At 40.6% G+C, this 22,972-nt stretch carries 20 protein-coding genes, 1 other RNA gene and 1 pseudogene; 16 read left to right on the forward strand and 6 right to left on the reverse strand.

Features of this window, described 5'->3' with window-relative positions; all coding sequences use genetic code 11:
* Positions 1–178 precede the first annotated feature (178 nt).
* Positions 179–754, forward strand: coding sequence for a hypothetical protein (locus VF06_RS22915; RefSeq protein ID WP_306419408.1), 576 nt, complete (start codon positions 179–181; stop codon positions 752–754).
* A 271-nt stretch (positions 755–1,025) separates the two neighbouring features.
* Positions 1,026–1,589, forward strand: a complete 564-nt coding sequence (locus tag VF06_RS22920) for a 3'-5' exonuclease (RefSeq protein WP_099070288.1) — start codon at positions 1,026–1,028, stop codon at positions 1,587–1,589.
* 177 nt (positions 1,590–1,766) lie between these two features.
* Here the strand turns inward: VF06_RS22920 and VF06_RS22925 are convergent, their stop codons facing one another.
* Positions 1,767–2,699, reverse strand: coding sequence for a serine hydrolase (locus VF06_RS22925; RefSeq protein WP_099070287.1), 933 nt, complete (start codon positions 2,697–2,699; stop codon positions 1,767–1,769).
* A gap of 9 nt (positions 2,700–2,708) precedes the next feature.
* Here VF06_RS22925 and VF06_RS22930 point away from each other — a divergent pair, with 9 nt between their 5' ends.
* A complete protein-coding gene (locus VF06_RS22930) occupies positions 2,709–3,413 on the forward strand; it encodes a C40 family peptidase (RefSeq protein WP_099070286.1) in 705 nt (234 codons plus the stop codon).
* 14 nt (positions 3,414–3,427) lie between these two features.
* Positions 3,428–4,432 (forward strand): glycosyltransferase family 2 protein, encoded by a 1,005-nt coding sequence (locus VF06_RS22935; RefSeq protein ID WP_099070285.1) that lies wholly within the window; start codon positions 3,428–3,430, stop codon positions 4,430–4,432.
* A 100-nt stretch (positions 4,433–4,532) separates the two neighbouring features.
* Here the strand turns inward: VF06_RS22935 and VF06_RS22940 are convergent, their stop codons facing one another.
* Both VF06_RS22940 and VF06_RS22945 read right to left on the reverse strand, forming a co-directional pair.
* The gene (locus tag VF06_RS22940) at positions 4,533–5,936 is read right to left on the reverse strand and encodes a tyrosine phenol-lyase (RefSeq protein ID WP_099070284.1); all 1,404 of its coding nucleotides are present in this window, start codon (positions 5,934–5,936) and stop codon (positions 4,533–4,535) included.
* Positions 5,937–6,095: 159 nt separating this feature from the next.
* On the reverse strand, positions 6,096–6,329 hold the full coding sequence (locus tag VF06_RS22945) for a hypothetical protein (RefSeq protein ID WP_099070283.1): 234 nt from the start codon (positions 6,327–6,329) through the stop codon (positions 6,096–6,098).
* 313 nt (positions 6,330–6,642) lie between these two features.
* Here VF06_RS22945 and VF06_RS41120 point away from each other — a divergent pair, with 313 nt between their 5' ends.
* Positions 6,643–6,780, forward strand: coding sequence for a hypothetical protein (locus tag VF06_RS41120; protein ID WP_180267468.1), 138 nt, complete (start codon positions 6,643–6,645; stop codon positions 6,778–6,780).
* A gap of 278 nt (positions 6,781–7,058) precedes the next feature.
* Positions 7,059–7,373, forward strand: a complete 315-nt coding sequence (locus VF06_RS22955; RefSeq protein WP_099070281.1) for an S-layer protein — start codon at positions 7,059–7,061, stop codon at positions 7,371–7,373.
* Positions 7,374–7,429: 56 nt separating this feature from the next.
* On the opposite strand, the gene VF06_RS22960 is transcribed toward VF06_RS22955, so the two are convergent.
* From VF06_RS22960 to VF06_RS22970, 3 genes are all read right to left on the reverse strand, one after another.
* A complete protein-coding gene (locus VF06_RS22960; RefSeq protein WP_099070280.1) occupies positions 7,430–7,978 on the reverse strand; it encodes a 2'-5' RNA ligase family protein in 549 nt (182 codons plus the stop codon).
* 116 nt (positions 7,979–8,094) lie between these two features.
* Positions 8,095–8,574, reverse strand: coding sequence for a hypothetical protein (locus VF06_RS22965; RefSeq protein WP_099070279.1), 480 nt, complete (start codon positions 8,572–8,574; stop codon positions 8,095–8,097).
* 251 nt (positions 8,575–8,825) lie between these two features.
* A complete protein-coding gene (locus tag VF06_RS22970; protein ID WP_099070278.1) occupies positions 8,826–9,308 on the reverse strand; it encodes a TerB family tellurite resistance protein in 483 nt (160 codons plus the stop codon).
* Positions 9,309–9,578: 270 nt separating this feature from the next.
* On the opposite strand from VF06_RS22970, the gene VF06_RS22975 reads away from it, so the two are divergent.
* The 10 genes and pseudogenes from VF06_RS22975 to VF06_RS23025 all read left to right on the forward strand — a co-directional run bounded on the left by VF06_RS22975 (position 9,579) and on the right by VF06_RS23025 (position 22,879).
* Complete coding sequence (locus VF06_RS22975; RefSeq protein ID WP_099070277.1) at positions 9,579–9,845, forward strand: YciI family protein; 267 nt, start codon at positions 9,579–9,581, stop codon at positions 9,843–9,845.
* 37 nt (positions 9,846–9,882) lie between these two features.
* An RNA gene (ffs, locus tag VF06_RS22980) (signal recognition particle sRNA small type) lies at positions 9,883–9,979 on the forward strand.
* Positions 9,980–10,004: 25 nt separating this feature from the next.
* Positions 10,005–10,385, forward strand: coding sequence for a phasin family protein (locus VF06_RS22985; protein WP_099070276.1), 381 nt, complete (start codon positions 10,005–10,007; stop codon positions 10,383–10,385).
* 159 nt (positions 10,386–10,544) lie between these two features.
* Positions 10,545–10,946, forward strand: coding sequence for a hypothetical protein (locus VF06_RS22990; protein WP_099070275.1), 402 nt, complete (start codon positions 10,545–10,547; stop codon positions 10,944–10,946).
* A gap of 84 nt (positions 10,947–11,030) precedes the next feature.
* Positions 11,031–11,450 (forward strand): preQ(1) synthase, encoded by a 420-nt coding sequence (gene queF / locus VF06_RS22995; protein ID WP_099070274.1) that lies wholly within the window; start codon positions 11,031–11,033, stop codon positions 11,448–11,450.
* 231 nt (positions 11,451–11,681) lie between these two features.
* The gene (locus tag VF06_RS23000) at positions 11,682–11,930 is read left to right on the forward strand and encodes a hypothetical protein (RefSeq protein WP_099070273.1); all 249 of its coding nucleotides are present in this window, start codon (positions 11,682–11,684) and stop codon (positions 11,928–11,930) included.
* A gap of 794 nt (positions 11,931–12,724) precedes the next feature.
* Positions 12,725–16,135 (forward strand): aminotransferase class I/II-fold pyridoxal phosphate-dependent enzyme, encoded by a 3,411-nt coding sequence (locus VF06_RS23005; protein WP_099070272.1) that lies wholly within the window; start codon positions 12,725–12,727, stop codon positions 16,133–16,135.
* A 651-nt stretch (positions 16,136–16,786) separates the two neighbouring features.
* Positions 16,787–19,468 (forward strand): annotated as a pseudogene (locus VF06_RS23010) (beta strand repeat-containing protein); the annotation flags it as partial.
* A 421-nt stretch (positions 19,469–19,889) separates the two neighbouring features.
* Positions 19,890–20,801 (forward strand): homoserine kinase, encoded by a 912-nt coding sequence (thrB, locus tag VF06_RS23015; protein ID WP_099070270.1) that lies wholly within the window; start codon positions 19,890–19,892, stop codon positions 20,799–20,801.
* Positions 20,802–21,589: 788 nt separating this feature from the next.
* Positions 21,590–22,879 carry a glycosyltransferase family 4 protein gene (locus VF06_RS23025; protein ID WP_099070268.1) on the forward strand — a complete coding sequence of 430 codons (1,290 nt, stop codon included), beginning with the start codon at positions 21,590–21,592 and terminating at the stop codon, positions 22,877–22,879.
* Positions 22,880–22,972 lie beyond the last annotated feature (93 nt).

Genomic DNA, 22,972 nt, shown 5'->3' on the forward strand with positions numbered 1-22,972 from the left:
TATATATAGTGATTCCCAGTTAAGTGAGGTACAGATAATATTTTGAAACGCATACCGCCAAAGGCGGAACCCACAGGGTAGAGACGCAGAGATTTGATTTGTACCTCAGCACACTAAGAAATGCTATGAGAGCGGCATTTAATTAGAAAATGGCGATTAGACGCAATCCCTAATTTCTATGAACGCAATTTCAAATCCTCAATTAATGGCAGAACGCCTAGAATCTCTCAAAGCTGCGGTAATTGGAGGTTTTTTCGTATTTTCTGGCTTGGCGATCGCTAGTTTATTAAATACTTTAGTACTGGCAAAGTATTTTCCAATACTTGTAACTTTACAAAGTCATGTTAATTGGCATTTGTGGCTGAGTGCCGGTGTTGCAACTTTTACTGGTTTCCTGTTTGGGGTCACTTATCGCTATATCATCCGTTCAGATAACAATCCTCAACTCAAATCCGGTGGCGTACTAGCTTTTGGCTTAGTGCGTGGATTAGCCCAAATAGAACTCGGATGGAATTCCAATAGCACAATTTGGCCTTTTTTAGTATTGGCAGCAGAAAGTGTATTGTCCTTTGCAATCGCAGCGATCGCCCTTGATATCGCTATGCAACTGAACTGGGTTAAACCTTTTTCATCAATCGAAGACAGAACTCAGAATTCAGAAGACAGAACTCAGAATTCAGAAGACAGAATTCAGAATTCAGAAGACAGAACTCAGAATTCAGAAGACAGAACTCAGAATTCAGAACTAAAATAAGCCTCTGTCCTTAAAAAATAGGATAGGACGGCCCACAGCTAACTTTGCTATTTTACACGAAATTCAGCTTCAAATAAATCAAAAAGCTATAACCAGCATTATTATGTAATATAATTATTACAATAAAATACATGAATATTATTCAACATTAAATTTATTCAAAATTCTGACTCCTGAATTCTGACTCCTGAATTCTGAATTCTGACTCCTGACTCCTGAATTCTGACTCCTGAATTCTGAATTCCCTATTCTGATTCAAGGTTCCCTGATTATGAAAATTCAAAATTCCCACTATTATTTAATAATTGATTTGGAAGCTACATGCTGTGACAAAGGGACTGTTCCTCGCCACGAAATGGAAATCATCGAAATTGGTGCGGTGATGCTTAATCGTGAAACCTGGGAAATTGATGCGGAGTTTCAGCAATTTATTCAGCCTGTGAGACATCCACAACTAACGCCTTTTTGTACAGAATTGACTACTATTCACCAGCAAGATGTTGATGAAGCACCAAAATTTATAGAAGCAATTTCTCGCCTCAAAGAATGGATTAATTTATATCCCAATCATATTTTTTGTTCTTGGGGCAATTATGACAAAAAGCAATTTATTCAAGATTGCTCGTTTCATAATTTTCCTTATCCTTTTAGTCCAGAACACATAAATATCAAAGAAGAATTTTCCAAATACCTTGGCGTTTCTCAAAAATTTGGTATGGCACAAGCTCTCAATAAATTAGGTTTGGAATTGCAAGGCACACACCATCGGGGCATTGATGATGCCCGTAACATTGCATCTATCTATAAATACATGAAAACCAAAAAATCAAGCTGAGGAATTGGGCATTGGGCATTGGGCAAGCAGGAAGTGTGGGAGGGGTGGGAGGTGTGGGAGGATGAGGAAGAAATCTTTCCCCCCACACTCCCCACACTCCCCACACTTCCCTATCCCCTCATCTCCCCACCTCCCCACCTCCTCTACTCCCCAGCCTCCCCAAATCCCCAGTCCGTCTTACAGACTGCTAATCGCTTCTACAACTAGCTTGGAAACAAAGGGCAAAATTTCCCGGTTCTTAGCTTGGGCTTTGCCTTCAGTAAATACTACTAAAAGGTAGGGGCGTTGGTTTGTTAACTCAATGTAGGCGGCATCATGGCGGACTTGACTTGTCCAACCCGCCTTTGACCAAATTTGAGCATCTTTAGGAAGTCCACCGCCTAAAAAACCTGTTATTTGGTCTTCTTCGACATCAGTGGGTAAGTTTTGGACATCGCGTTTGAGCAAAGCCATCATTCCTTGCGATCGCACACTTGAAACTGCTACTCCGCCGATAATACTATGCATTAATCTGGCGATGGCATTTGTGGTCAACATATTACGATTTTCCAGTAACTCTCCCACAAATGCCCGCTCTCGTCCATAGGGGCCATCACCCCAAGTTTTTTGACAGACGTTTATCGTCTCCATTTCTTCCCATCCCAAGGATTGGTAATAGCGGTTAACGATATTACGCTGATATTTCCAGGTTTCAAATGGTGCTACTGGTAGTTCGGGGCCTGAGGTGGTGCCAGTGAGAATATCTACAACCAAGCTGGTAGCATCATTGCTAGAGTCTACAATCATATCCCGCAAGGCTCGCTCTAATTCCTTAGAAGTTTGGCTCATGCCTTTTTCTAGCCATTCATTTATTGCCACCAGATAAAATAGTTTGACTACACTTGCAGGGTAAATCCGTTCCACACCGCGATAAGTAAAACCCCGCACTGGGTGGTTCCAAAAAGCGTCGGGAGTCAGGGCACCACCAGTATTTACCGGCACTGGTGGGTCGTAAACAACCAAAGTCAAGGCAATTTGGTTGCGGGCTAAGGTAGGAAATGCTGCCCAAGTTGCATCTAAAATGCCATTACCCAGATTTTCCAGTTGTTCGTCTTTATTAAAAAAAATCATTCTAGAATAATGTCCTTTAATCTAAAATCCCAAATCCAAAATCTCAAATCAGCGGAGTATCAGTGTTTAGCTGACCTGAACTTATACGATTCTCCTGAGTGTACGCGTCTAGCAACTCAAGCCGCATCTGGGCGACATTTATGGGTAACGTCGAATCATGATGATTCGGCGGTGGAGGTGTATTTGCGTGAAGATGACTATCCCGGATGGGTATCCTTTTCAGATTTGGGTTTATTACAACCTGCTACTGTACTTTATCAGGCTGCAAGATTTTCTGAATTTGAAATTAAAAAACTACTGGTAGAGGTGATAGATTTTACCCAAAAAGCGATGCAACAACCGAATTATTATCTTTGGGGTGGTACGGTAGGGCCAAATTATGATTGTTCTGGGTTAATGCAAGCGGCTTTTGCTTCTGTGGGTATTTGGTTACCGAGAGATGCTTATCAACAGGAAGGATTTACTCAACCAATTACCATTGCAGAATTAGCACCTGGGGATCTGGTATTTTTTGGAACTACTCAAAAAGCAACTCATGTAGGGCTTTATTTGGCGGATGGTTATTACATCCATAGTTCTGGGAAGGAACAGGGGCGTAATGGTATTGGGATTGATGTTCTTTCGGAACAGGGGGATGCTGTTAGTCAGTCCTATTATCAGCAGCTGCGGGGTGCTGGTAGAGTTGTTAAGAGTTACGAACCACAGAGATGCTGAGGACGCACAGGAAGATGGGGAGTGAGTTGGTTTGTGAAGGAGTAAATGGGGCGATTTCGACAATTGTCCCTGATGTTTCGGTGGTGGTGCCGATACACAATGAAGTGGAAAGTTTGCCACTTTTATTAGAAGCGATCGCATCTACATTATCTTCGAGTCAGATAAATTATGAAATTATTTGTGTTGATGATGGTTCTACGGATGGTTCCGGGGAATATCTCAAGCAAGAAGCACAAACACGTCCTGATTTAAAAGCGGTGATTTTGCGTCGTAATTACGGCCAAACTGCGGCTATGGCGGCTGGATTTCATTATGCACTAGGTAAAGCGATCGTTTCTTTAGATGCTGATTTGCAAAATGACCCGGCTGATATTCCGATGCTATTGGCAAAGCTTGATGAAGGTTACGATTTGGTAAGTGGCTGGCGACAAAAACGCCAAGATGGTGCCATAAATCGCTTACTTCCTTCTAAAATTGCCAATTGGTTAATTCGCCGCACCACTAGCGTGAATATTCATGACTATGGTTGTTCCCTCAAAGCCTATCGTGCAGAACTTCTGGCAGATATGAATCTTTATGGCGAATTACATCGATTTTTACCTGCTTTAGCATACATCGAAGGAGCAAGAATTACTGAAATGCCGGTGCGCCATCACGCCCGCCGTTTTGGTCGCAGTAAGTATGGGATTTGGCGGACGTTCCGGGTGTTGATGGATTTATTAACCATTTTGTTTATGAAAAAGTTCCTCACCCGCCCGATGCATGTTTTCGGCTTGTTGGGCTTGATTTCAATGGTTTCGGGGACGCTTATCGGCATTTATTTAACTTTTATCAAATTAGCTTTGGGTCAGATGATTGGCAATCGTCCTTTGCTGATTTTGGCAGTTTTGTTGCTTGTAACTGGAGTACAGTTGTTTTGCTTCGGTCTTTTAGCGGAATTACTCATGCGTACATATCATGAATCCCAAGGACGGCCTATTTATCGCGTGCGAGAGGTGGTAGCAAAAAACGTTAACTAGGGACTTCCAAGTACAAAATATTCCATTGGTATTGGTGAGTGTTCACTGTTGACCGTTGACTGTTGACTGTCAACAGCAGTCTCACAAAATATTGCCAGTTTTAAAGCAACTCAAACCGTGCTTGGAAGAAACGTAGATATTTTGGCTCGTAAATCATCTTCAGTCCCCGCAGGCGATCGCGATTATAATAAACTTCTTCCACTGCTTCAGCAGTTAAATCCATGTGAGCTTGGGTATACACTCGGCGGGGAATAGTTAAACGTACTAGTTCTAACTCTGGATGATAATTATCTCCTGTTTCTTTACTGCGTCCAGCAGAAACGATACCCCGTTCCATTGCCCGAATACCTGCTTCTACGTACAGTTCGGCTGCTAGGCGTTGTGCGGGAAATTCCTCTTGGGGAATTTGTGGTAAAAAGCGTTTGGCATCCAAATAAATCGCATGTCCACCAATGGGTACAACAATTGGAATGCCCCAATCTAACAGTTTTTGTCCTAGATATTCAACTTGTCCGACACGCGCCCGAATATGATCGTCTTTAACTGATTCTTCGATACCGCGTGCCATAGCTTCCATATCCCGGCCAGCCATACCGCCATAAGTATGTAAGCCTTCATAGATTACTATTAAATTACGTGCTTCTTCGTAGAGATTTTCGTCATTGAGAGCCAGCCAACCACCGATATTCACTAGTGCATCTTTTTTGCCACTCATGGTGCAGCCGTCGGTGTAGGAGCAAAATTCATGTAAGATGGTGGCGATCGCTTGATTCCTATAATCTTCTTCTCGCTGTTGGATAAAGTAAGCATTTTCCACAGCACGGGTAGCGTCAAGAATAATCCGGATACCATGAGTTTGGGCTAACCGATGTACCTCCCGCAGATTAGCCATTGATATCGGCTGTCCAGCAGCCATATTCACGGTTCCAGCAACACTGATATAGGGAATGCGTTCTGCCCCGACTCGCTCAATTAAGTCTGTGAGCTTTTGCAAATCTATATTACCCTTAAATGGATGCAATGATTGGGCATTGTGGGCTTCATCAATAATGACATCCACAAATGTACCGCCGGCTAATTCTTGATGTAGCCTGGTTGTGGTGAAATACATATTGCCAGGTATATAATCGCCTGGTTTAATCAGTATTTGAGAAAGAATGTTTTCCGCGCCACGTCCTTGGTGGGTGGGGACTATATAGCGATAGCCGTAATATTTCTGAATGTTTTCTTCTAAATTGTAAAAGTTCTTGCTACCAGCATAAGCTTCATCACCAAGCATCATACCTGCCCATTGATAATCGCTCATGGCTGCGGTGCCACTATCAGTCAACAAATCAATGTAAACATCTTCAGAGCGTAACAAAAAGGTATTGTAACCCGCTTGGGCGATCGCTTCTTCCCGTTCAGCGCGAGTAGTCATTTTTAATGGCTCAACCACCTTGATTTTATATGGCTCTGCCCAAGAGCGACGGCGGCGTGGGGAAGTATGCTTGGCGTCGGTCATAGTATTAATGGCTCCTTATACCGATTAGCTGAATGTTTGCACCATTGTGCTTACTAAAAGCTGCTGTTGCCAAGATCTCGGTCTCAAAAAAAGACAAATAAAAGTTTTGGGATTGCTATAATTCCAAACTCCAGGTTTCAACATAGACAAGGTTTAATACTATTTCGGGGCACACCACTGAGCTATTGTTTCAATTCGCGCTTGCTGCATCAATTCCCAAACTTGCGATTGATTACAACCATAGGTAGATGCTAATAATTTTTCGCCTTGATTTTTTGCCTCATCAGCAGATATACCAAAGCTCATGATTTCTTCGTCTTGGTTACCTGTAATTTTATCAACCGGAATGATACAGATATATTGAGGCTCGTTTTGTCTAATTTCTTGCACCATTACTGACTAACCTCACTAATAAAAGCTGTCTATTTTTAATATATTTCTAACTTTAGATAAACACTCATGAAAGAAAAGTAAAGTCAATATTTCCGTGCTTTAGATTTCAAAAAACTTTTTATACATACTTAACCTATTATTAAGAATTCTCTCAAAATACCGCTTCCAAGGAGTGTAAACAGATACTTGTGGGAGAATTAAGTTAAGCATCAATAAATATTTTTTTGTAAACTTTTGTTTGGTTTTTAGATTGTAATCAATTCTGAGTTTTAAATCACTCAGTAAAAACATCATAAAAATTGGAGATTAGAAAATGGCATTTCGCAATAACTCAGTCACTAATTTATGGCAGAAACTACAACAAGATTCTGTTGTTTGGGGATCGTTAGCTATTTGGATTACAGGATTAGTTGTAGTTTTACTAATGCTGGCAATTTTTTCTAACGCTTAATGCAGGCAAAATTAGAGAATTTCAAAAAAATCTTTTGAAATTGATGATTGATGACTGTTGACTGTTGACTGTCAATAGTGGGATATTCTTCGATTTAGAAGTCACTTAGTTAAGTTATAGTTCCTGGGCAGTAGTCTAGGAACTAAATACAAATTCAAAACTCAAAACTCAAAATTAAGAAAACCAGACATAATATCATGTCCACTTGATTATTTATTAAACCCTAAAAACCCCAAAGTGGTATAACATTAGGAACGGCTACCATTTATAGAAAAATTATGAATCGCAAAATTCTAGCTACAGCCATAGTGCTAGCCACTACTAGCTTTATAACTCCTGTGAAATCTCAAGAACCTGTAACTCAAACTCCAGCAACATCTAATGAAGTTGTGAATGCTTGCGTTCAAAATCAAGCCGAAACGTTACCAAATCCCTTTACAGATGTTCCATCAGACCATTGGGCTTTTAAAGCAGTTATGACCATGCACTATTGTGGTGCATTTCGCCAAGCCACACCACCAGCTTTATTTGAAAAATTCCAACCAAATAACCGCCAACAGCAACCACAGCCAGAACAGCGATTTGAAAAATAATAAATATGACATTTGCCTGTTCACAGTCAACAGTCAACAGTGAACAATAATACTGATTATTCATCAAAATCAAAATTAAACTCCGATTTAATATTCCATCGCTTACCGTCGTGTAGCAATAGGGTTAATTTTTCAGCAATAAATTCAAAATACAACTGACGTTTTTCAAATTCTGGCCAAGCAGCTTTAAAATTTTGTTTTGTTAAATCTCTAAATGCAACTGTCATGTGAGGCGCAAAAGGTCTGGTTTGAGAAACTTTGTCAACAATTTTTAACTTGTTTTCTACATAAGCCATTAAATTAGCTTGCAAAGTCAAAATTTGTGGACTTCTCACCACATCTATATATATAACGCGGGGTGGAAAGGCTGCAAAACCGCTAAGTGTAATTGGTATTGACTTTTGTTCCTTAGCAAATTCTCTCAAACATGTCTCTAACAATGAAAAGTTAGTGTCTACCCATTCAAAGGGTGGTTGCAAGGTAATATGAGGCGGAGAATTTTGTGCCCCACGACTGGCATAATTATCAGCAAAATACTGCCTGATTTGATTAGCGTAGTCTTGAATGTCTTGCGGTGGTAGAAGCGCAATGAAAAAACGACTCATTGAATTTAATCGCCTATGGTAATTAGGAACTTCCAAATAAAAAAATATTCCAGTTAATGTATTAACTGGAATATTTTATTTTTTGGAGTTCCCTTAATACTATACTTTTTCAAAAATTAAATAGGAATCTTATATAATTCTATAATTTCTAACTCTGGTGGTGATGGAAAGCCAAATTTTTCATGAAAATGAGGAAATCTCAGTAATAAAATACATAATGGTTGATTGCGATAAAAAGCTTTTAACTTAAACACACGAATTTCGTAATCTGCGTTTTCAATTTCTTGGGATGTAGAAAAACTGCCAGGAAAAATCTCATCAAACTGAATTTCCAGATTTCTGGCAGTTTCTAGAAAACCTTTACCAATTATTTTGGCAGCATTATCATATGCTGGATTAGGAACACTTTGTCTGTATTGACTTTCGTCAAATCCGGCTGTTAATAAAAAATCAAAGAAGTTACTTAATATTTTAAAATCTTCACTTTTTTTAAAACAGTGCCAACCTTCCAATAAACTATCTTGAAGCTTTTGACAAATGTGAAATATAAACTCACTCTCTTCTCTATACTTTAAATGAGGTTTTTCTAATTCCATTTTTATGCTTATAATAAATTTTGATAGACTTACACACAACTGAGGTTTTTAATTTTCCTCCAGCCTTACCTGGTAATGTTAGAGTTAGTTTCCTGAAGTTTTATTCACTTTTGGTTTGCTGGAGGAAGCATTGGAAAATTGCTATCTCAAAGATTGCGATCGCTCTGACAAAAACTAATTAAAAAATAAGTAAATCTTTTGATTTGGTGTTTGTGTTCAGCATCGCTACTTCAGATATAGTAGATTTTATGTTAATAGGGACTTTTTTCAGGATATAAGAGCTTAACCCGCTTCTCGCGTAGTGCTAATTCTTCTTTTTGTAGCTGCTCTAACTGCTCTACTACCTCTTCCGAGACGCCTATAATAGAAGCCATTTGCCGAATTTTTGCCTTTTCCTCTGGATGAAATTCTCCATCAGCAGCACAAGCCCTAATTGCTGTGAGGAGTAAATCTCTCTGTGCTATGGAAACCTGAGGAGAACGAGCAATTACTTCTTCTAAATCTTCATCTGCTTGATATGCTTTTAGCTCTTCAATCACCCAGTCTGGTACTCCCCAAGATGCACAGAATCCAATAGCCCAATCTTTTTCTTCTTGGGAAAGAATTCCATCTCCTTTTGCACAACATAAAACTGATTTCATATAAATGCAACAATCCTCATCTGTAGGAACCTGGGTAAAACCAAAGAACCAATTAAATATCCATGATTGACCAAGCTTTTTGATGTCAGACATAAATTTATTTTTCTTGTTTACAACAGTAGTATCATCTCATTGGTGTTACAAGAATACAAGGACAGTTAAGACAGTTAAGAGGACAGTTAAGACAGTTAAGACAATTATTATTAAAGGTCTTAAGTTTCCTTGCATGACCATTAAGGAATTATGAACGTAACGTTAAGCATTCCGATATCAAGAAAAACGGAAAAATCTTGATTTTTCATTGCTAGTCAAAAAAAGTAATAACTTGAGTAAAAGTCCTTTGCTATGAGAGCTAGTGAGAAGATGCCAATATTTGTCAAAATTGAACAAGGTAAAGTCGATAAATCTACCTTTGACCAATACGTACCCGCCCATAAAGCCTACGTTCAAGAGTTGATTGCAAAAGGACACAAAGCGCGAACAGGCTATTGGGCAGAAGCACGAGGGGGGATGTTGCTGTTTGAGGCAGCCTCAATGGCTGAGGCAGAAGCGATTGTAGCTAGCGATCCATTGGTACAACACGGTTGTGTCCACTACCAACTTTATGAATGGCGAATTGTTATGGAGTAAGACACATTTATTGAATTTTAATGTTATGCTTTTATAAGACCTGGATCTATGCGACTGCAACACCCAAACCTTGTCAGAACCGGAAGGTAGCAGCAACACGGGAGGCTTGTAGTAGGCGTAGTCTCCGGGTCGCCCTATTTTTAGGAGCGTTCAGCAGCAATGCCTGGTTTTGGAGATATTGTTCAAAAAGCTTTTTACCTTGGTGTAGGACTAGCTTCTTACGCTGGCGAAAAAGCAGGGGGGAAATTAGCCGAACTGCGATCGCAAGTCCAAAAACTGGCAGATGAAATGGTGGCCAAGGGCGAAATGACCACAGAAGAAGCACGGCGCTTTGTGGAAGATATGATGACGCAAGCCCAACAACCCCAAGCATCTGCTGAAAACCCACAAAAAACTCCTTCTTCAGAACCTCGCCGCATCGAAATTTTAGAGGAAGATGAAGAACCGACGGTGAAAGAAGCATCAACTGACAACGTAGATCAATTACGCGAACAAGTGCTAGAACTGCAAGAAGAGTTAAAACGATTGCAACGCGATTAGTAAGAAGTTTTACATACCTCTAAATTCAGTAATAACTAGCAGTTGGACACAGGAATATATATATAAAATTGGTATCATACATTGCCTGATTTGTACTTTCGTACATAAAATTAGACACTAAAAAACGTCCTGTTTATAGCCTCTAAAGGCATTAATTTTATGGAACAGTGGCAAAAAGATTTCATAGAAATAGTAGAAACAGTAGCAGATGAAGTAGAGCGTTTCTTCCTGGGAATGGGGGAAATGGTAGACGCCATTTTTGACTTAACGGAAGAAATTACTGAGCAAGTACACAGTAACATTATCACTGAGGTCGATAGGTGTTTACAAGATTTAGCCGAACCGATGATGGAAGCTTACTGCGACTTAGAAGAGGTTATGGCAGATATAGATCCGGGTTTTCCGTATTCAGTGGAACCAACAGCTGAAAAAAATCCCGCTTGTATGGGTTGTACTCACTACCACGGTCAAGTTTATGGCGGTAACTTATTAGTTTGTGCCATGCACCCCCACGGTTATGAAGATGAGATTTGTCCAGACTGGGAGAAGGAAGAGTGTTGAGGAGATGGGGAGGTGGGGGGATGAGGGAGACAAGGAAGCAGGACAAGAAATGACTAATGACCAATGACCAATGACTAATGACCAATGACTAATAACAATTTATCTGAAAGTGTATCTCAGCCAACCCAAGAAATGAAGTATGGCGAGCGTAATATAGCAGAAGGCGAATTAATTACCTTTCCGAATCCGCGTGTGGGAAGGCGATACGATGTTAGTATTAGCTTGCCGGAATTTACTTGCAAATGCCCATTTTCGGGGTATCCTGATTTTGCGACTATTTATATTACCTATGTGCCTGATGAACGAGTAGTAGAGTTGAAGGCACTCAAACTTTACATTAATAGTTATCGCGATCGCTATATTTCTCACGAAGAATCTGCTAATCAAATTTTGGATGATTTCGTCGCAGCTTGCGACCCATTAGAAGTCACAGTAAAAGCAGATTTCAGCCCTCGTGGCAATGTTCATACTGTAGTTGAAGTACGTCACCAAAAAAGTCATTAGACTTCTTGCATAAGTAGGGAAAAGGGGAAGGGGAAAGGGGGAAAGGTTTGGTATTTTCCCTTTCGCCAATAAAGATGCATCCCTTTTTCCACAAGGGTGCAAAAAGCACTTTAAGAAGTCTGATGACCAATGACTAATGACTAATGACTAAATAACTAATGACATTAACAGTCAAGATGTGTAAAGTAGTTGAAGATCAGTTAGCTAATCTTATCTTTAACACATCCATCTATGGATAGAAAAAATAGAAAAACCCGACGCCTTTTGCTGCTAGTTGTTTCCTGTAGTATCACTGGTGTAATTTTAGGAGGTACTGCTAGTTGGGCAGAAAGCAATCTGTGTTTGCAAGATAGCAAAGTTACAAGTGATTGCCTAACACAAGATCCAGTTGAAAAAACTATTCAAGGTATGAGTACGGGATTATTAGCCGGGGCTGGAGCAGCTTTTGGTGCAGCATGGCAGTTACGCCATGAAGATTAAGGGACTTCCAATTAAAAAAATATTCTACGGAAGAGTGTTAACTGTTGACGGTTGACAGTCAGCAGTCAACAGTCAACAGTCAACGACTGTAACCAGAATAATTTATTTTTTGGAGTTACATTACAGCACTTTTCATCTATTTGAACCACAATCCCTGGTGGGGGTAAACGGTTGTTTACCTCTGCAACGTGGTTTATTTACCTGAAAATTGCTGTAATAAATCATAAAGTAAACCCCAGCCAGTATCTTATGGCTGGAGTTTTCTGTTTGGGTTTATTATCAGCTTGTTTAACCGCATATTTAATTAAATATTTACACTCAGCAATTTTGAATTAAGCGATCGCACCGGATTCTAGTCAAGTTTTTTGAGTATTTTAGCTGATTGACAAAATTGGTTTTTCTTAGTTTCTCACAGCAGAAATATCCAATTCACGTAAGTTTAGAATTCGCAAAAATCAAAATAAAATTGCAACTATTAGCAAAACTTCAACTATTCAGTGTAAAAATTTATTAAGAATAATTCCCAACTCACAAGCTACGATTCAGGATGAATTGAAGTCCGAATGGGTGATAGCGGAGCGGTAGTGAGTCTTGCCTACGGCACGCTGCGCGAACGAGCGTCGCGTCTGAATATTGGTTTAAAACCTTGCCCTAGTGCGTAAAAGTAATATTAAAAATTTTTTTTGATTAAAACTTTATCCCTTTATAGGTAGAGTATTCTGAATTCTGAATTTGTGAATTCTGAATCTTGTTTTATTCTTTGTTGACACTCAGTTGTTAAAGTGACGATCGCAATGGTAGACTTTCAAACTAAATCTCATCTCTTTGGGCAGAAAAAAACACTCATAGATTTGCTACACCAACGAGTGAAAAACCAGCCGCATCAGGAAGCTTACATTTTTCTTCAAGATGGTGAAATAGAAACTCAACGTCTAAGTTACCAAGAGTTGGAAAATCGAGTAAAGGCGATGGCTGCTCATCTCCAATGTCTTTGCTCGCCAGGAGATAGAGCCTTACTACTTTACCCCCCTGGATTAGACTTTATTGCAGGCTTTTTTGCCTGTGTCTATGCTGGAATTATTGCTGTACCTGCCTATCCACCCAAACGCAACCAAAAACTATCAAGGTTGCAAGCGATTATTCGAGACGCTGAAGCTACGTTGTTACTAACCACCGCAGATATGTTCCAATTGATTGAGCAATATGGAACGAATGAACCAACATTTAAAAATTTGCATTGGGTTTTAACTGATAAAATAGTGACCTCCGCAGATGACTTTACACCTGTAGCGGTGGAATCCAATACCCTAGCATTGCTACAATACACCTCTGGTTCCACTGGAATTCCCAAGGGAGTAATGGTTTCTCACAGGAATTTGCTGCACAACTGCACAGCCATCCTGCAATTCTTAGAGAAAAGTCCTGATGTTCCCGATGTTGGATTTTCTTGGTTACCGCCATACCACGATATGGGATTAATCGGATGCATACTGCAACCCCTGTCCGGGGGATTTCCTTTAATCATCATGCCACCGATGGCATTTTTACAAAAGCCGATACGTTGGCTAAAAGCAATTTCAAAATATAAGGTCACTGTGAGTGCAGGGCCTAACTTTGCTTACGATCTCTGCGTGCAGAATATAAGGCCGAAGGAATTAGAAAATCTGGATTTAAGCAGTTGGGAACTTGCTCTCAATGGTGCTGAACCAATTCGCGCCGAAACTCTGGAGTCTTTTACTAGACAATTTTCGCCCTACGGATTTCGCCTTAGTAGTTTCCAACCTTGTTATGGAATGGCAGAGACAACGTTGTTAGTTACTGGAGTCAAGAAAGCTGAAGTCCCCAAGATTAAGGTTTGCGATGCCAAAGCTTTAGAGCAAAACCAAGTGATTAGCGACAACACCACCAAAAACGATAGAAAATTAGTTAGTTGCGGTCATCCTTGGTTTAATCAAACGGTGACCATTGTTAATCCAGTTTCCTTAACTGAGTGCAAACCAGGACAAGTGGGAGAAATTTGGGTTGCTGGTGAGAGTGTAGCGCAGGGATATTGGAATCGACCCAAGGAAACCGAGAAAACATTTCATGCTTATCTAGCCGATACGGGAGAGGGGCCGTTTTTGCGAACCGGAGATTTAGGGTTTTGGGACGATGAAGCAGGATTGTTTGTTACGGGTCGTCTGAAGGATTTATTAGTGATTCGAGGACGAAATTATTACCCCCAAGACATCGAACAAACAGTAGAAACTAGTCACCCAGCGTTAGCCGATCACAGTAGTGCAGCCTTTTGTGTTGAGATGGGTGCAGGCGATGTTTACCTTGAAAAGTTTGGCTCGGAGGAAACCTCGGCTCCACGCCAGTTGCTTTCCGACCCAGAGCGACAGGAACGCACTGGCTCAACTTTTCGCTATGACGGGCTAAGTCTACGCTTAATTGTTGTTTGTGAAGTGAAGCGGACTTTTTTGCGAAATTTGAATGCCCAGGAAGTTGTCAAAACCATTCGCCAATCTGTGTTGCAAGAACATGATTTACAAGTTTATCGAGTCTTGCTCATCAAACCCGGAACTCTTCCGAAAACCTCCAGTGGCAAAATTCAACGCTTAGCTTGCCGTGAAAATTTTTTGTCGGGTAATTTTTCAATTGTCAACTCAGAATCGACAGATATTCCCCAACCTATTCATTTAAAAGAATATGTCCAGGAATATAACATCGAATCGATTCAAAATTGGATATCTCAATGGTTAGCGGCGAAATTGAATATTCCCAGAGAATCCATTCACCAAAGGGAATCTTTTGAAACCTATGGTTTGGATTCTTTGCAAGTAGCAAAATTCATCCAAGACCTAGAGGTTTGGTCTGGCTATTTACTCAACATCTATACACTGCAAAACTTTGCAGACATCGCCACCTTAGCAGCATATTTAGCCAAAGAACTCAGCAACCAAAACCAACAACCTTTAACTCAAATTCCCACAGAATACTATCAATTTGAATCTTTTCCAGAATATACACAATTCCAGCAAAGATTAACCCAAATTCAAACTTTAGAAATTCCCAATCCTTATTTTCAAATGCAGGAATCTCTCACTAGAGATTGTACTCAAATTCAAGGACGTAGGCTGATTAATTTTTCAACTTACAATTATTTGGGTTTATCAGGAGATGCAATAGTTTCCGCAGCAGCTAAAGAAGCCATCGATCGCTATGGTACATCCGTTGGTGCCAGCCGTTTGGCATCCGGGGAACGTCTTCTACATCAAGAATTAGAACGAGAAATTGCAGATTTAATTGGTACAGAAGATTGCATCGTTTATGTCAGCGGTCATGCCACTAATGTTACTACTATTGGACATTTGTTTCATTCCCAAGATTTAATTTTTTACGATGCCCTCAGCCACAATAGTATTTTGCAAGGCTGCACTTTATCTGGTGCGAAAGCCATACCTTTTCCTCATAACGATTGGCAAGCTTTAGATGAAATGCTACAAGACCAGCGTCAATATTATCGCCGAGTTTTGATTGTGATTGAAGGCATTTATAGCATGGATGGCGATATCCCAGATTTACCCCGGTTTATTGAACTCAAGCAACGCCACAAAGCCTTGCTTATGGTAGACGAAGCCCATTCCATCGGCGTACTGGGGGAACACGGACGGGGTATTGCTGAGTTTTTTGGCGTACAGCCAACCGATGTAGACTTGTGGATGGGAACACTCAGTAAAGCTTTTGCCAGTTGTGGCGGCTATATTGCCGGGTCTGTTGCCTTGGTGAGTTATTTAAAATACACAGCTCCTGGTTTTGTTTACAGTGTGGGATTATCTCCCGCAAATACCGCCGCGGCTTTAGCAGCTTTGCGTTTACTCAAAACTGAACCCACAAAAGTCAAAACATTGCAACAGCGATCGCAGTACTTTTTAAACCTAGCTCAAACTCAGGGTTGGAATACAGGTACAAGCCAAAATTCTCCAATCATTCCCATTGTGGTGGGCAATTCCTTAACCTGCATTCAGCTTTCGCATTTTCTGTTTCAAGCAGGGATCAACGTTCAACCTATGATTTATCCAGCCGTGGCTAATCATGCTGCACGCCTGCGATTTTTTATTAGTTGTCTGCATACAGAAGAACAAATTAATATGGCGATCGCAGCCTTAGCGATCGCATTTACCCAAATACCCCACACAATAGAGAGTACTGAAGATATATGAATTTTGTTTAGCGATAAATCCATAAAGAGCTTCTGCCCTCTGCCTTTGTTTGATAATACATAAAAATATTCGTAATTATACTAACGATGAGTAATGTAAAGAGTATGCAAAGATATATTTTGCAAACAAATATATCTAAGTAAACACGGTAATATATCTGATGTTCTGCCCTCTCAAGGTACATATATAAAGATAATTACTTACAAGGAGAGTATAAAAATTTTTTTCCTGGCTCAATAGTTAACTCTTTCCTATTTTCCAGCTATCAGGACTTAGGCACTGGCAAAACCAAATATTAAGAGTGGTTTTTAGGCATTAAGGCTTGTTTTTTAATGTTTGTTCTTGATTTCTACCGAACAGATATGCTTAAAAAATCCAAAATGAGTCAATGTCTGCAATACAGACATTGATTAATTTGTATAGTGCTTAAGACTTAGATAATCTCACATTGTTGGACAAGTGAGGGGTAAAAGTCACCTGCAAGGTGAATATCCGATGAATGAATATTGTTTTGTATCAAAATTGGCGTACACAATATTCCGAAAACGTCAAATTTAAGCGAATTTTTGTGTCCGAAAGCACAAACAGCAACTTGAAAACTGAAGTTCCTGAAACAACCCATTAAGGTAGGTAAAAGTTATGGCAAACATCATTGGAAACATCATTGGAACTATAAGTGATGATACGTTAGTAGGTACCCTGAGCAGTGACACGATTAATGGTCTAGAAGGGAACGATATCATCACAGGCCAAGAAGATAGCGACATTTTAACTGGTGGTGGTGGCCAAGATATATTTGTTTTCAACCAAATTGATAACAACGATGGCTTCAGAATTTACCAAAGAGATACCATAACTGATTTTGGTGGAGTCGGTAAAGGCACAAATCCTTCAGCAGATGTGGTTGCCGAAGCCGATATCATCAAATTCGTTGGTGATGAGTTGACTGCCCAAAATATGCTCCTGACTCAGAATGGCACAAATTTGGAAATCAAGTTTGAAAGCAACTCTTTCATCACAACCATCACTCTGAATAACTTTGCCTTGGAAAACCTAGATAACCTCACTAAATCTACTGGAGCCACTGTAGACTCAGGCAATATCCTCTTTGATGGGCAAACTAAGATTACTGACAGCTTTGATGTCTTCGATGCCAACTCTACCCGAACCACCGTCTTCAAAAAGAATACGGTCACGTTCCTTAATGACCTAAACAACAATGTCAACGGCTTTGACAACTCAAATGATGTCATCAATGGTCAAGGGGGTAATGACATCATCGATGGCAAGAGTGGCAACGACCTTTTGAGGGGTGCTGAGGGGAATGATACTCTCATTGGTGGTGCAGGAAATGACACCCTCATTGGTAACTATATTTTTGACATTTTCAACAGTTCCTATATTAAAGACAATAATTTACTCTTTGGGGGTGATGGCAATGATACTCTCTTTGGTGATACTGGGGACACCTTAAACGGTGGCAATGGGAATGACACGTTCTATAGTTATTTTGCTGCTCCCTATTCTCAAGAGAATACCTTCATAACTGGTGGCGGCGGCAAGGATAAATTTGTTGTAAACTTTAATTTCGATCGCACTGGTGTCATTACCATCACTGATTTTGGTGGCATTGGTAAAGGCTCAAACCCTTCAACTGCAACCCTCGCCTCTTTGGATACCTTGCAATTTGAAACTGGTTACAGTATTTTCACTCCGAGAAACCTGCTATTAACTCAAAATGGTAACAACTTAGAAATAACTTTTGAAAGGACGTTTGTTTCCAAAGTTATCCTGCAAAACTTTGCCCTAGAAAACCTAGATAATCTCGCTCAGGTCGGCAATATCCTGTTTGACGGACAAACTAGCATCACAGACAGCTTTGATGTCTTCGATGCCAACTCCACCCAAAGCACGGTCTTCAAAAAAAACACAGTCACCTTCCTCAATGACCTGAACAACAATGTCAACGGTTTTGACAACTCAGATGATGTCATTAATGGTCAAGGAGGTAATGACATCATTAATGGCAAGAGTGGCAACGACCTTTTAAGGGGCAATGCGGGAAATAATACCCTGATTGGTGGAAGCGGTAACGATACCTTGGATGCTGTCTATCCAACGGGCGATAACCTACTCTATGGGGACAGTGGCAATGATTCTCTTAGCGCCTCTGGCCGATTCAGCGGATACGATTTAGCTGGCTATGGGTCTGGCAATAATACTCTCAACGGTGGTACTGGTGAGGATTCCTTATATGCTGATTATTCAACAGGCAATAATCTACTCAATGGTGGCGATGGCAATGATTTTCTGAGTGCCTCTGGCTCCTTTGGAATTGAATACCCTTCCTTTGCCGTTTCTGGCAATAATACCCTCAACGGTGGCGCTGGTAACGATTACTTACGTGCTAACTATTCGTTAGGCGATAATCTACTCAATGGTGGCGATGGCAATGATTCCCTTAGTGCCTCCTCTAGCGAATACATCTACTATTACGGAGGCATTTATTCCTCAGGAAATAACACCCTCAATGGTGGCGCTGGCGACGACATCATAAGTGTAGACTATGGATTAGGCGATAATCTACTCAATGGTGGCGATGGCAATGATTCCCTTAGTGCCTCCTCTAGCGAATCATTCTTCTTCTCCGGAGGCATTTATTCCTCAGGAAATAACACCCTCAATGGTGGCGCTGGCGATGACATCATAGATGTAGACTATGGATTAGGCGATAATCTACTCAATGGTGGCGATGGCAATGATTCTCTTAGTGCCTCCTTTGAAGAATTCTTGTTAGACGACGCAGGCATTACTGCTTCGGGAAATAACACCCTCAATGGTGGGTCTGGCGACGACATCATAGATGTAGACTATTCATCAGGCGATAATCTACTTGATGGTGGCGATGGTAATGATACTCTTAGTGCCTTTGTTGCCTCAGGAAATAACACCCTCAAAGGTGGTAATGGCGATGACATTCTCACAGGTGGGAGCGGTAATGATACCCTTTATGGAGGGAATGGGAAAGATACCTTTGTTTTCAATACTTTCAATAATGGTGTTGATACTATTTATGACTTCAACACAACTAATGATGTGATTCAGGTATCGGCTGCTGGTTTTGGTGGCGGGTTGTCAATATCTTCGCTCCAAGCAAATCAGTTTACCATTGGAGCATCTGCAACTACTACCACTGCACGATTTATTTACAACAACATTACAGGTGAATTGTTCTTCGATCGAGACGGTAGTGCATCTGGGTTTACTCAGATAAAACTTGCTTCAGTTACTGCTCGATTGTCATTAACCAACAATAATTTTGTGGTTGTTTAATTGGAGTTTCATGAAAATACATTACCTCTTACAGCAATTTTCAGGTAAATAGACCACGCGGTAGGAGTGCAAAGCCTTGCGCCCCTACAACAGATATGGCTCAAATAGATGAAAATTGGTGTAAGCTTTTGTTAACGAATTAGCTCTCAATAACTAGGACTTACGCAATGCCGATATTGTCATTGGTACTATAACGTAGTCTAGAAAAGCAATTCCAGAGTTTTTAGCGATTACTTCTCTAAGAGAAACCCTGCTACCGTTTGCTTCTTTGTAGGAGTAGATTCGTAATCACCTAAAATCGTAACTATTCCGTAAGTCCTGTAACAGTACGATTTAACTATTCCCAACACCTAGCAAAAAATCGCTCCTAAGTGCTACCAATACGTGGGATGCTGGTTGATCGATTAGGGAGTATTTGCAGATGTCTGTTGTTTCTAGTGTCACTGTTACCGTCCCCGCCACAACTGCTAATTTGGGGCCCGGTTTTGATTGTATCGGTGCGGCTTTAAAGCTGTACAATCATTTTAAATTTACTCGTGTGGAAGAGGGCGGATTCAGCATCGCTGTCACGGGTGAAGAAGCTCAACGAGTACAAACCGATGAAAGCAATCTTCTGTACCAAGCATTTCTCAGATTCTATCAACACATAGAGCAGACACCGCCAGGGGTGAAAATTGAAATTCAGCTGGGTGTACCGCTGGCGAGGGGTTTGGGTAGTTCAGCAACAGCAATTGTTGGTGGGTTGGTTGCGGCGAACCAGCTTGAAGGTGCGCCCATGAGTCAGTCGCAGGTGATGGAATTAGCGATCGCAATGGAAGGACATCCTGATAATGTAGTTCCAGCTTTGTTGGGTGCATGTCGGCTGGCTGCTTCTGGTGGTGCAGGTTGGGAAATTTGTGATGTACCTTGGCATCAAGACATCATACCAGTTGTAGCTATTCCCGATTTTGAACTTTCCACTTCCGAAGCACGGCGGGTTTTACCAACCCAAGTCACTCGTGCAGATGCCATTTTTAATACTGCACATTTGGGTTTATTATTGCGTGGCTTGGAAACCGGTAAACCAGAATGGATAAAAACCGCTTTGCAAGATAAATTGCATCAGCCCTATCGCAAAGCTTTAATTCCTGGTTACGATGCTGTCAATCTAGCAGCTGTGACAGCTGGTGCTTATGGCATGGTCATTAGTGGTGCAGGGCCGACACTGTTAGCTTTGACGGATGAGTTACACTCAGAGGCTGTGGCAGCAGCGATGTCTACCGCTTGGGAACAAGAAGGAATTATAGCCAATGTGCGATCGCTTTCTCTAGATATCCAAGGCGCAAAAACTTAAAAGATTGGATATGGGGCATTGGAAGTGTTAACTGATGACTGTTGACTGATGACTGATGACTGATGACTGGTGACTGGTGACTGGGGAGTTATTATTTTCCCCTGCCTAGTACTCTACCAACCCAAAAATGCGCTTCTTTCGGGCTGGGGAAACGAAAAGAGGTAAAGGGTAAAGGATTTAAAACCTTTCCCCTTTACCCTTTCCCCTTTCCCCTTTCCCCTTTCCCCTTTCCCCTTTACCCTTTCCCCTTTCCCCTTTACCCTTTCCCCTTTACCCTTTCCCCTTTCCCCTGCTAAGTCACGAAAGCGAACTACTAGACACTGATTGGTTATTTTTTTATTAGTCCCTTGTTACAGAATGGTGTAGTTCACAATACATTATGTGCCACTTTTAAAGCCGGAATGCGGCTTTCATGCATGAAATTAAATATAATGCTACAATCCCCTATGAGTAAATTTAACGATTAAATTCCCATTTAAATTTAGTGACAAAAAATTCATCACTAGTATGGTGAAAAAGTTAAATTCAGCTAATAGTTAACACTAGTAGCTAATAACTGGATATTGGAGGGACTTTATCCCAGCAGCAAAAATAAAAAATTGATAATTAATAACTGTTAGAATTGCTAAATTTACTGAGAAAATTTCCAAACAGTTGGCAATAGAGTTGTGATTTAAAAAAATCATAACCTGTTCACAACCTAAATTAAATAATACAAAATAGCAGTCCATACTCAAAGCAATCAATTGCTGCTCTTTGGCTGTTTTCACCAACCTCACAAATAGCTCATGCACATTCTGATCTATTCCTATAACTATCATCCAGAGCCGATTGGAATTGCTCCCTTAATGACTGAATTGGCAGAAGGACTAGTAAAGCGAGGTCATGAAGTGCGAGTAATCACTGCAATGCCCAATTATCCCCAGCGACGGATTTACGATGAGTATCAGGGTAAATGGTACGTAACAGAACGCAAAAATGGTGTGACAATCCAACGAAGTTACGTGCGAATCAAGTCCAAACCAAACCTTGTAGATCGGTTGTTATTGGAGTTGAGCTTTATTTTTACAAGTTTACCGCTAGCCTTTAAAGGCCATCGCCCAGATGCAATAATATTAACAGTTCCGCCTTTACTAGGTATCTTACCAGCAACAATATTTAGCTACTTATACAACTGTCCATTAATTTTGAATGTGCAAGATATATTACCAGAAGCAGCTGTGCGTGTTGGGCTGCTGAAAAACAAGTGGATGATCCGTACTCTTGCAGCTTTAGAAAAATTAGCATATCAAACTGCACACAAAATTAGCGTCATTGCTGATGGGTTTAGTGAGAATTTAGTGAATAAAGGAGTACCTGTAAACAAAATTGTTTGTATTCCCAATTGGGTGAATATAAATTTCATTCGTCCTTTACCGAAACACGAAAACTCCTGGAGAGCTACACATCAATTAGATGGCAAATTTGTAGTCCTTTATTCTGGAAACATTGCCCTTACACAAGGTTTAGAAACAGTAATAGAAGCAGCGATTTGCTTGCGTCACCTCAAGGATATTGTCTTTGTGATTGTTGGTGAATCAAGAGCATTGCAGAGGTTACAACAATATTGTTTATTGAAGGGAGCAGATAATGTTTTGCTGCTACCATTGCAGCCACGAGAAAAACTACCAGAAATGCTAGCAGCATCAGACGTAGGGCTGATTGTGCAAAAACACAATGTAATTTCATTTAATATGCCTTCAAAAATACCACTCCTTTTGGCCAGCGGTCGCCCCATTGTGGGTTCAGTTCCCGCTAGCGGTACTGCGGCCAGAGCGATCGCACTCAGTGGTGGTGGCATAATTGTGGAACCAGAATCACCCCATGCTTTAGCAGATGCAGTGCAGAATTTATATACCAACCCGACTTTAGCAGCCAAGCTAGGTCAACTAGGCAGACAGTTCGCCGAAGCAAACTATTCATTAGAGCAAGCACTCGATCGCTATGAGTGGCTATTTTCTCAGGTTGTGGTCAATCAAAAATCAATGGAAACCATATTACCAGAATTAGATTCTAAAAAATCTGTTGTGGATGGGTGAAAGGTGTTGTGAGTGGTGAGTTAGGAGTTAGGAGTTAGGAGTTTGGAGTTATTCTCCTTGTCTCCCCATCTCCCCACCTCCCCACCTCCCCAC

It is taken from the genome of Nostoc linckia z4 (assembly GCF_002608075.1).
Classification (GTDB): Bacteria; Cyanobacteriota; Cyanobacteriia; order Cyanobacteriales; family Nostocaceae; genus Nostoc; species Nostoc linckia.

What these genes read in the sequence shown, in the direction of transcription:
- VF06_RS22945 (WP_099070283.1), bottom strand. Translation starts at nt 6,329, where the DNA reads ATGGTGCAAGAAATTAGACAAAACGAGCCTCAATATATCTGTATCATT.
- VF06_RS22935 (WP_099070285.1), top strand. Translation starts at nt 3,428, where the DNA reads ATGGGGAGTGAGTTGGTTTGTGAAGGAGTAAATGGGGCGATTTCGACA.
- VF06_RS22955 (WP_099070281.1), top strand. Translation starts at nt 7,059, where the DNA reads ATGAATCGCAAAATTCTAGCTACAGCCATAGTGCTAGCCACTACTAGC.
- VF06_RS22975 (WP_099070277.1), top strand. Translation starts at nt 9,579, where the DNA reads ATGCCAATATTTGTCAAAATTGAACAAGGTAAAGTCGATAAATCTACC.
- VF06_RS22985 (WP_099070276.1), top strand. Translation starts at nt 10,005, where the DNA reads ATGCCTGGTTTTGGAGATATTGTTCAAAAAGCTTTTTACCTTGGTGTA.
- VF06_RS23005 (WP_099070272.1), top strand. Translation starts at nt 12,725, where the DNA reads ATGGTAGACTTTCAAACTAAATCTCATCTCTTTGGGCAGAAAAAAACA.
- VF06_RS41120 (WP_180267468.1), top strand. Translation starts at nt 6,643, where the DNA reads ATGGCATTTCGCAATAACTCAGTCACTAATTTATGGCAGAAACTACAA.
- VF06_RS22925 (WP_099070287.1), bottom strand. Translation starts at nt 2,699, where the DNA reads ATGATTTTTTTTAATAAAGACGAACAACTGGAAAATCTGGGTAATGGC.
- thrB (WP_099070270.1), top strand. Translation starts at nt 19,890, where the DNA reads ATGTCTGTTGTTTCTAGTGTCACTGTTACCGTCCCCGCCACAACTGCT.
- VF06_RS22960 (WP_099070280.1), bottom strand. Translation starts at nt 7,978, where the DNA reads ATGAGTCGTTTTTTCATTGCGCTTCTACCACCGCAAGACATTCAAGAC.
- VF06_RS22990 (WP_099070275.1), top strand. Translation starts at nt 10,545, where the DNA reads ATGGAACAGTGGCAAAAAGATTTCATAGAAATAGTAGAAACAGTAGCA.
- VF06_RS22965 (WP_099070279.1), bottom strand. Translation starts at nt 8,574, where the DNA reads ATGGAATTAGAAAAACCTCATTTAAAGTATAGAGAAGAGAGTGAGTTT.
- queF (WP_099070274.1), top strand. Translation starts at nt 11,031, where the DNA reads ATGACTAATAACAATTTATCTGAAAGTGTATCTCAGCCAACCCAAGAA.
- VF06_RS22915 (WP_306419408.1), top strand. Translation starts at nt 179, where the DNA reads ATGAACGCAATTTCAAATCCTCAATTAATGGCAGAACGCCTAGAATCT.
- VF06_RS22930 (WP_099070286.1), top strand. Translation starts at nt 2,709, where the DNA reads ATGTCCTTTAATCTAAAATCCCAAATCCAAAATCTCAAATCAGCGGAG.
- VF06_RS23025 (WP_099070268.1), top strand. Translation starts at nt 21,590, where the DNA reads ATGCACATTCTGATCTATTCCTATAACTATCATCCAGAGCCGATTGGA.
- VF06_RS22970 (WP_099070278.1), bottom strand. Translation starts at nt 9,308, where the DNA reads ATGTCTGACATCAAAAAGCTTGGTCAATCATGGATATTTAATTGGTTC.
- VF06_RS22920 (WP_099070288.1), top strand. Translation starts at nt 1,026, where the DNA reads ATGAAAATTCAAAATTCCCACTATTATTTAATAATTGATTTGGAAGCT.
- VF06_RS23000 (WP_099070273.1), top strand. Translation starts at nt 11,682, where the DNA reads ATGGATAGAAAAAATAGAAAAACCCGACGCCTTTTGCTGCTAGTTGTT.
- VF06_RS22940 (WP_099070284.1), bottom strand. Translation starts at nt 5,936, where the DNA reads ATGACCGACGCCAAGCATACTTCCCCACGCCGCCGTCGCTCTTGGGCA.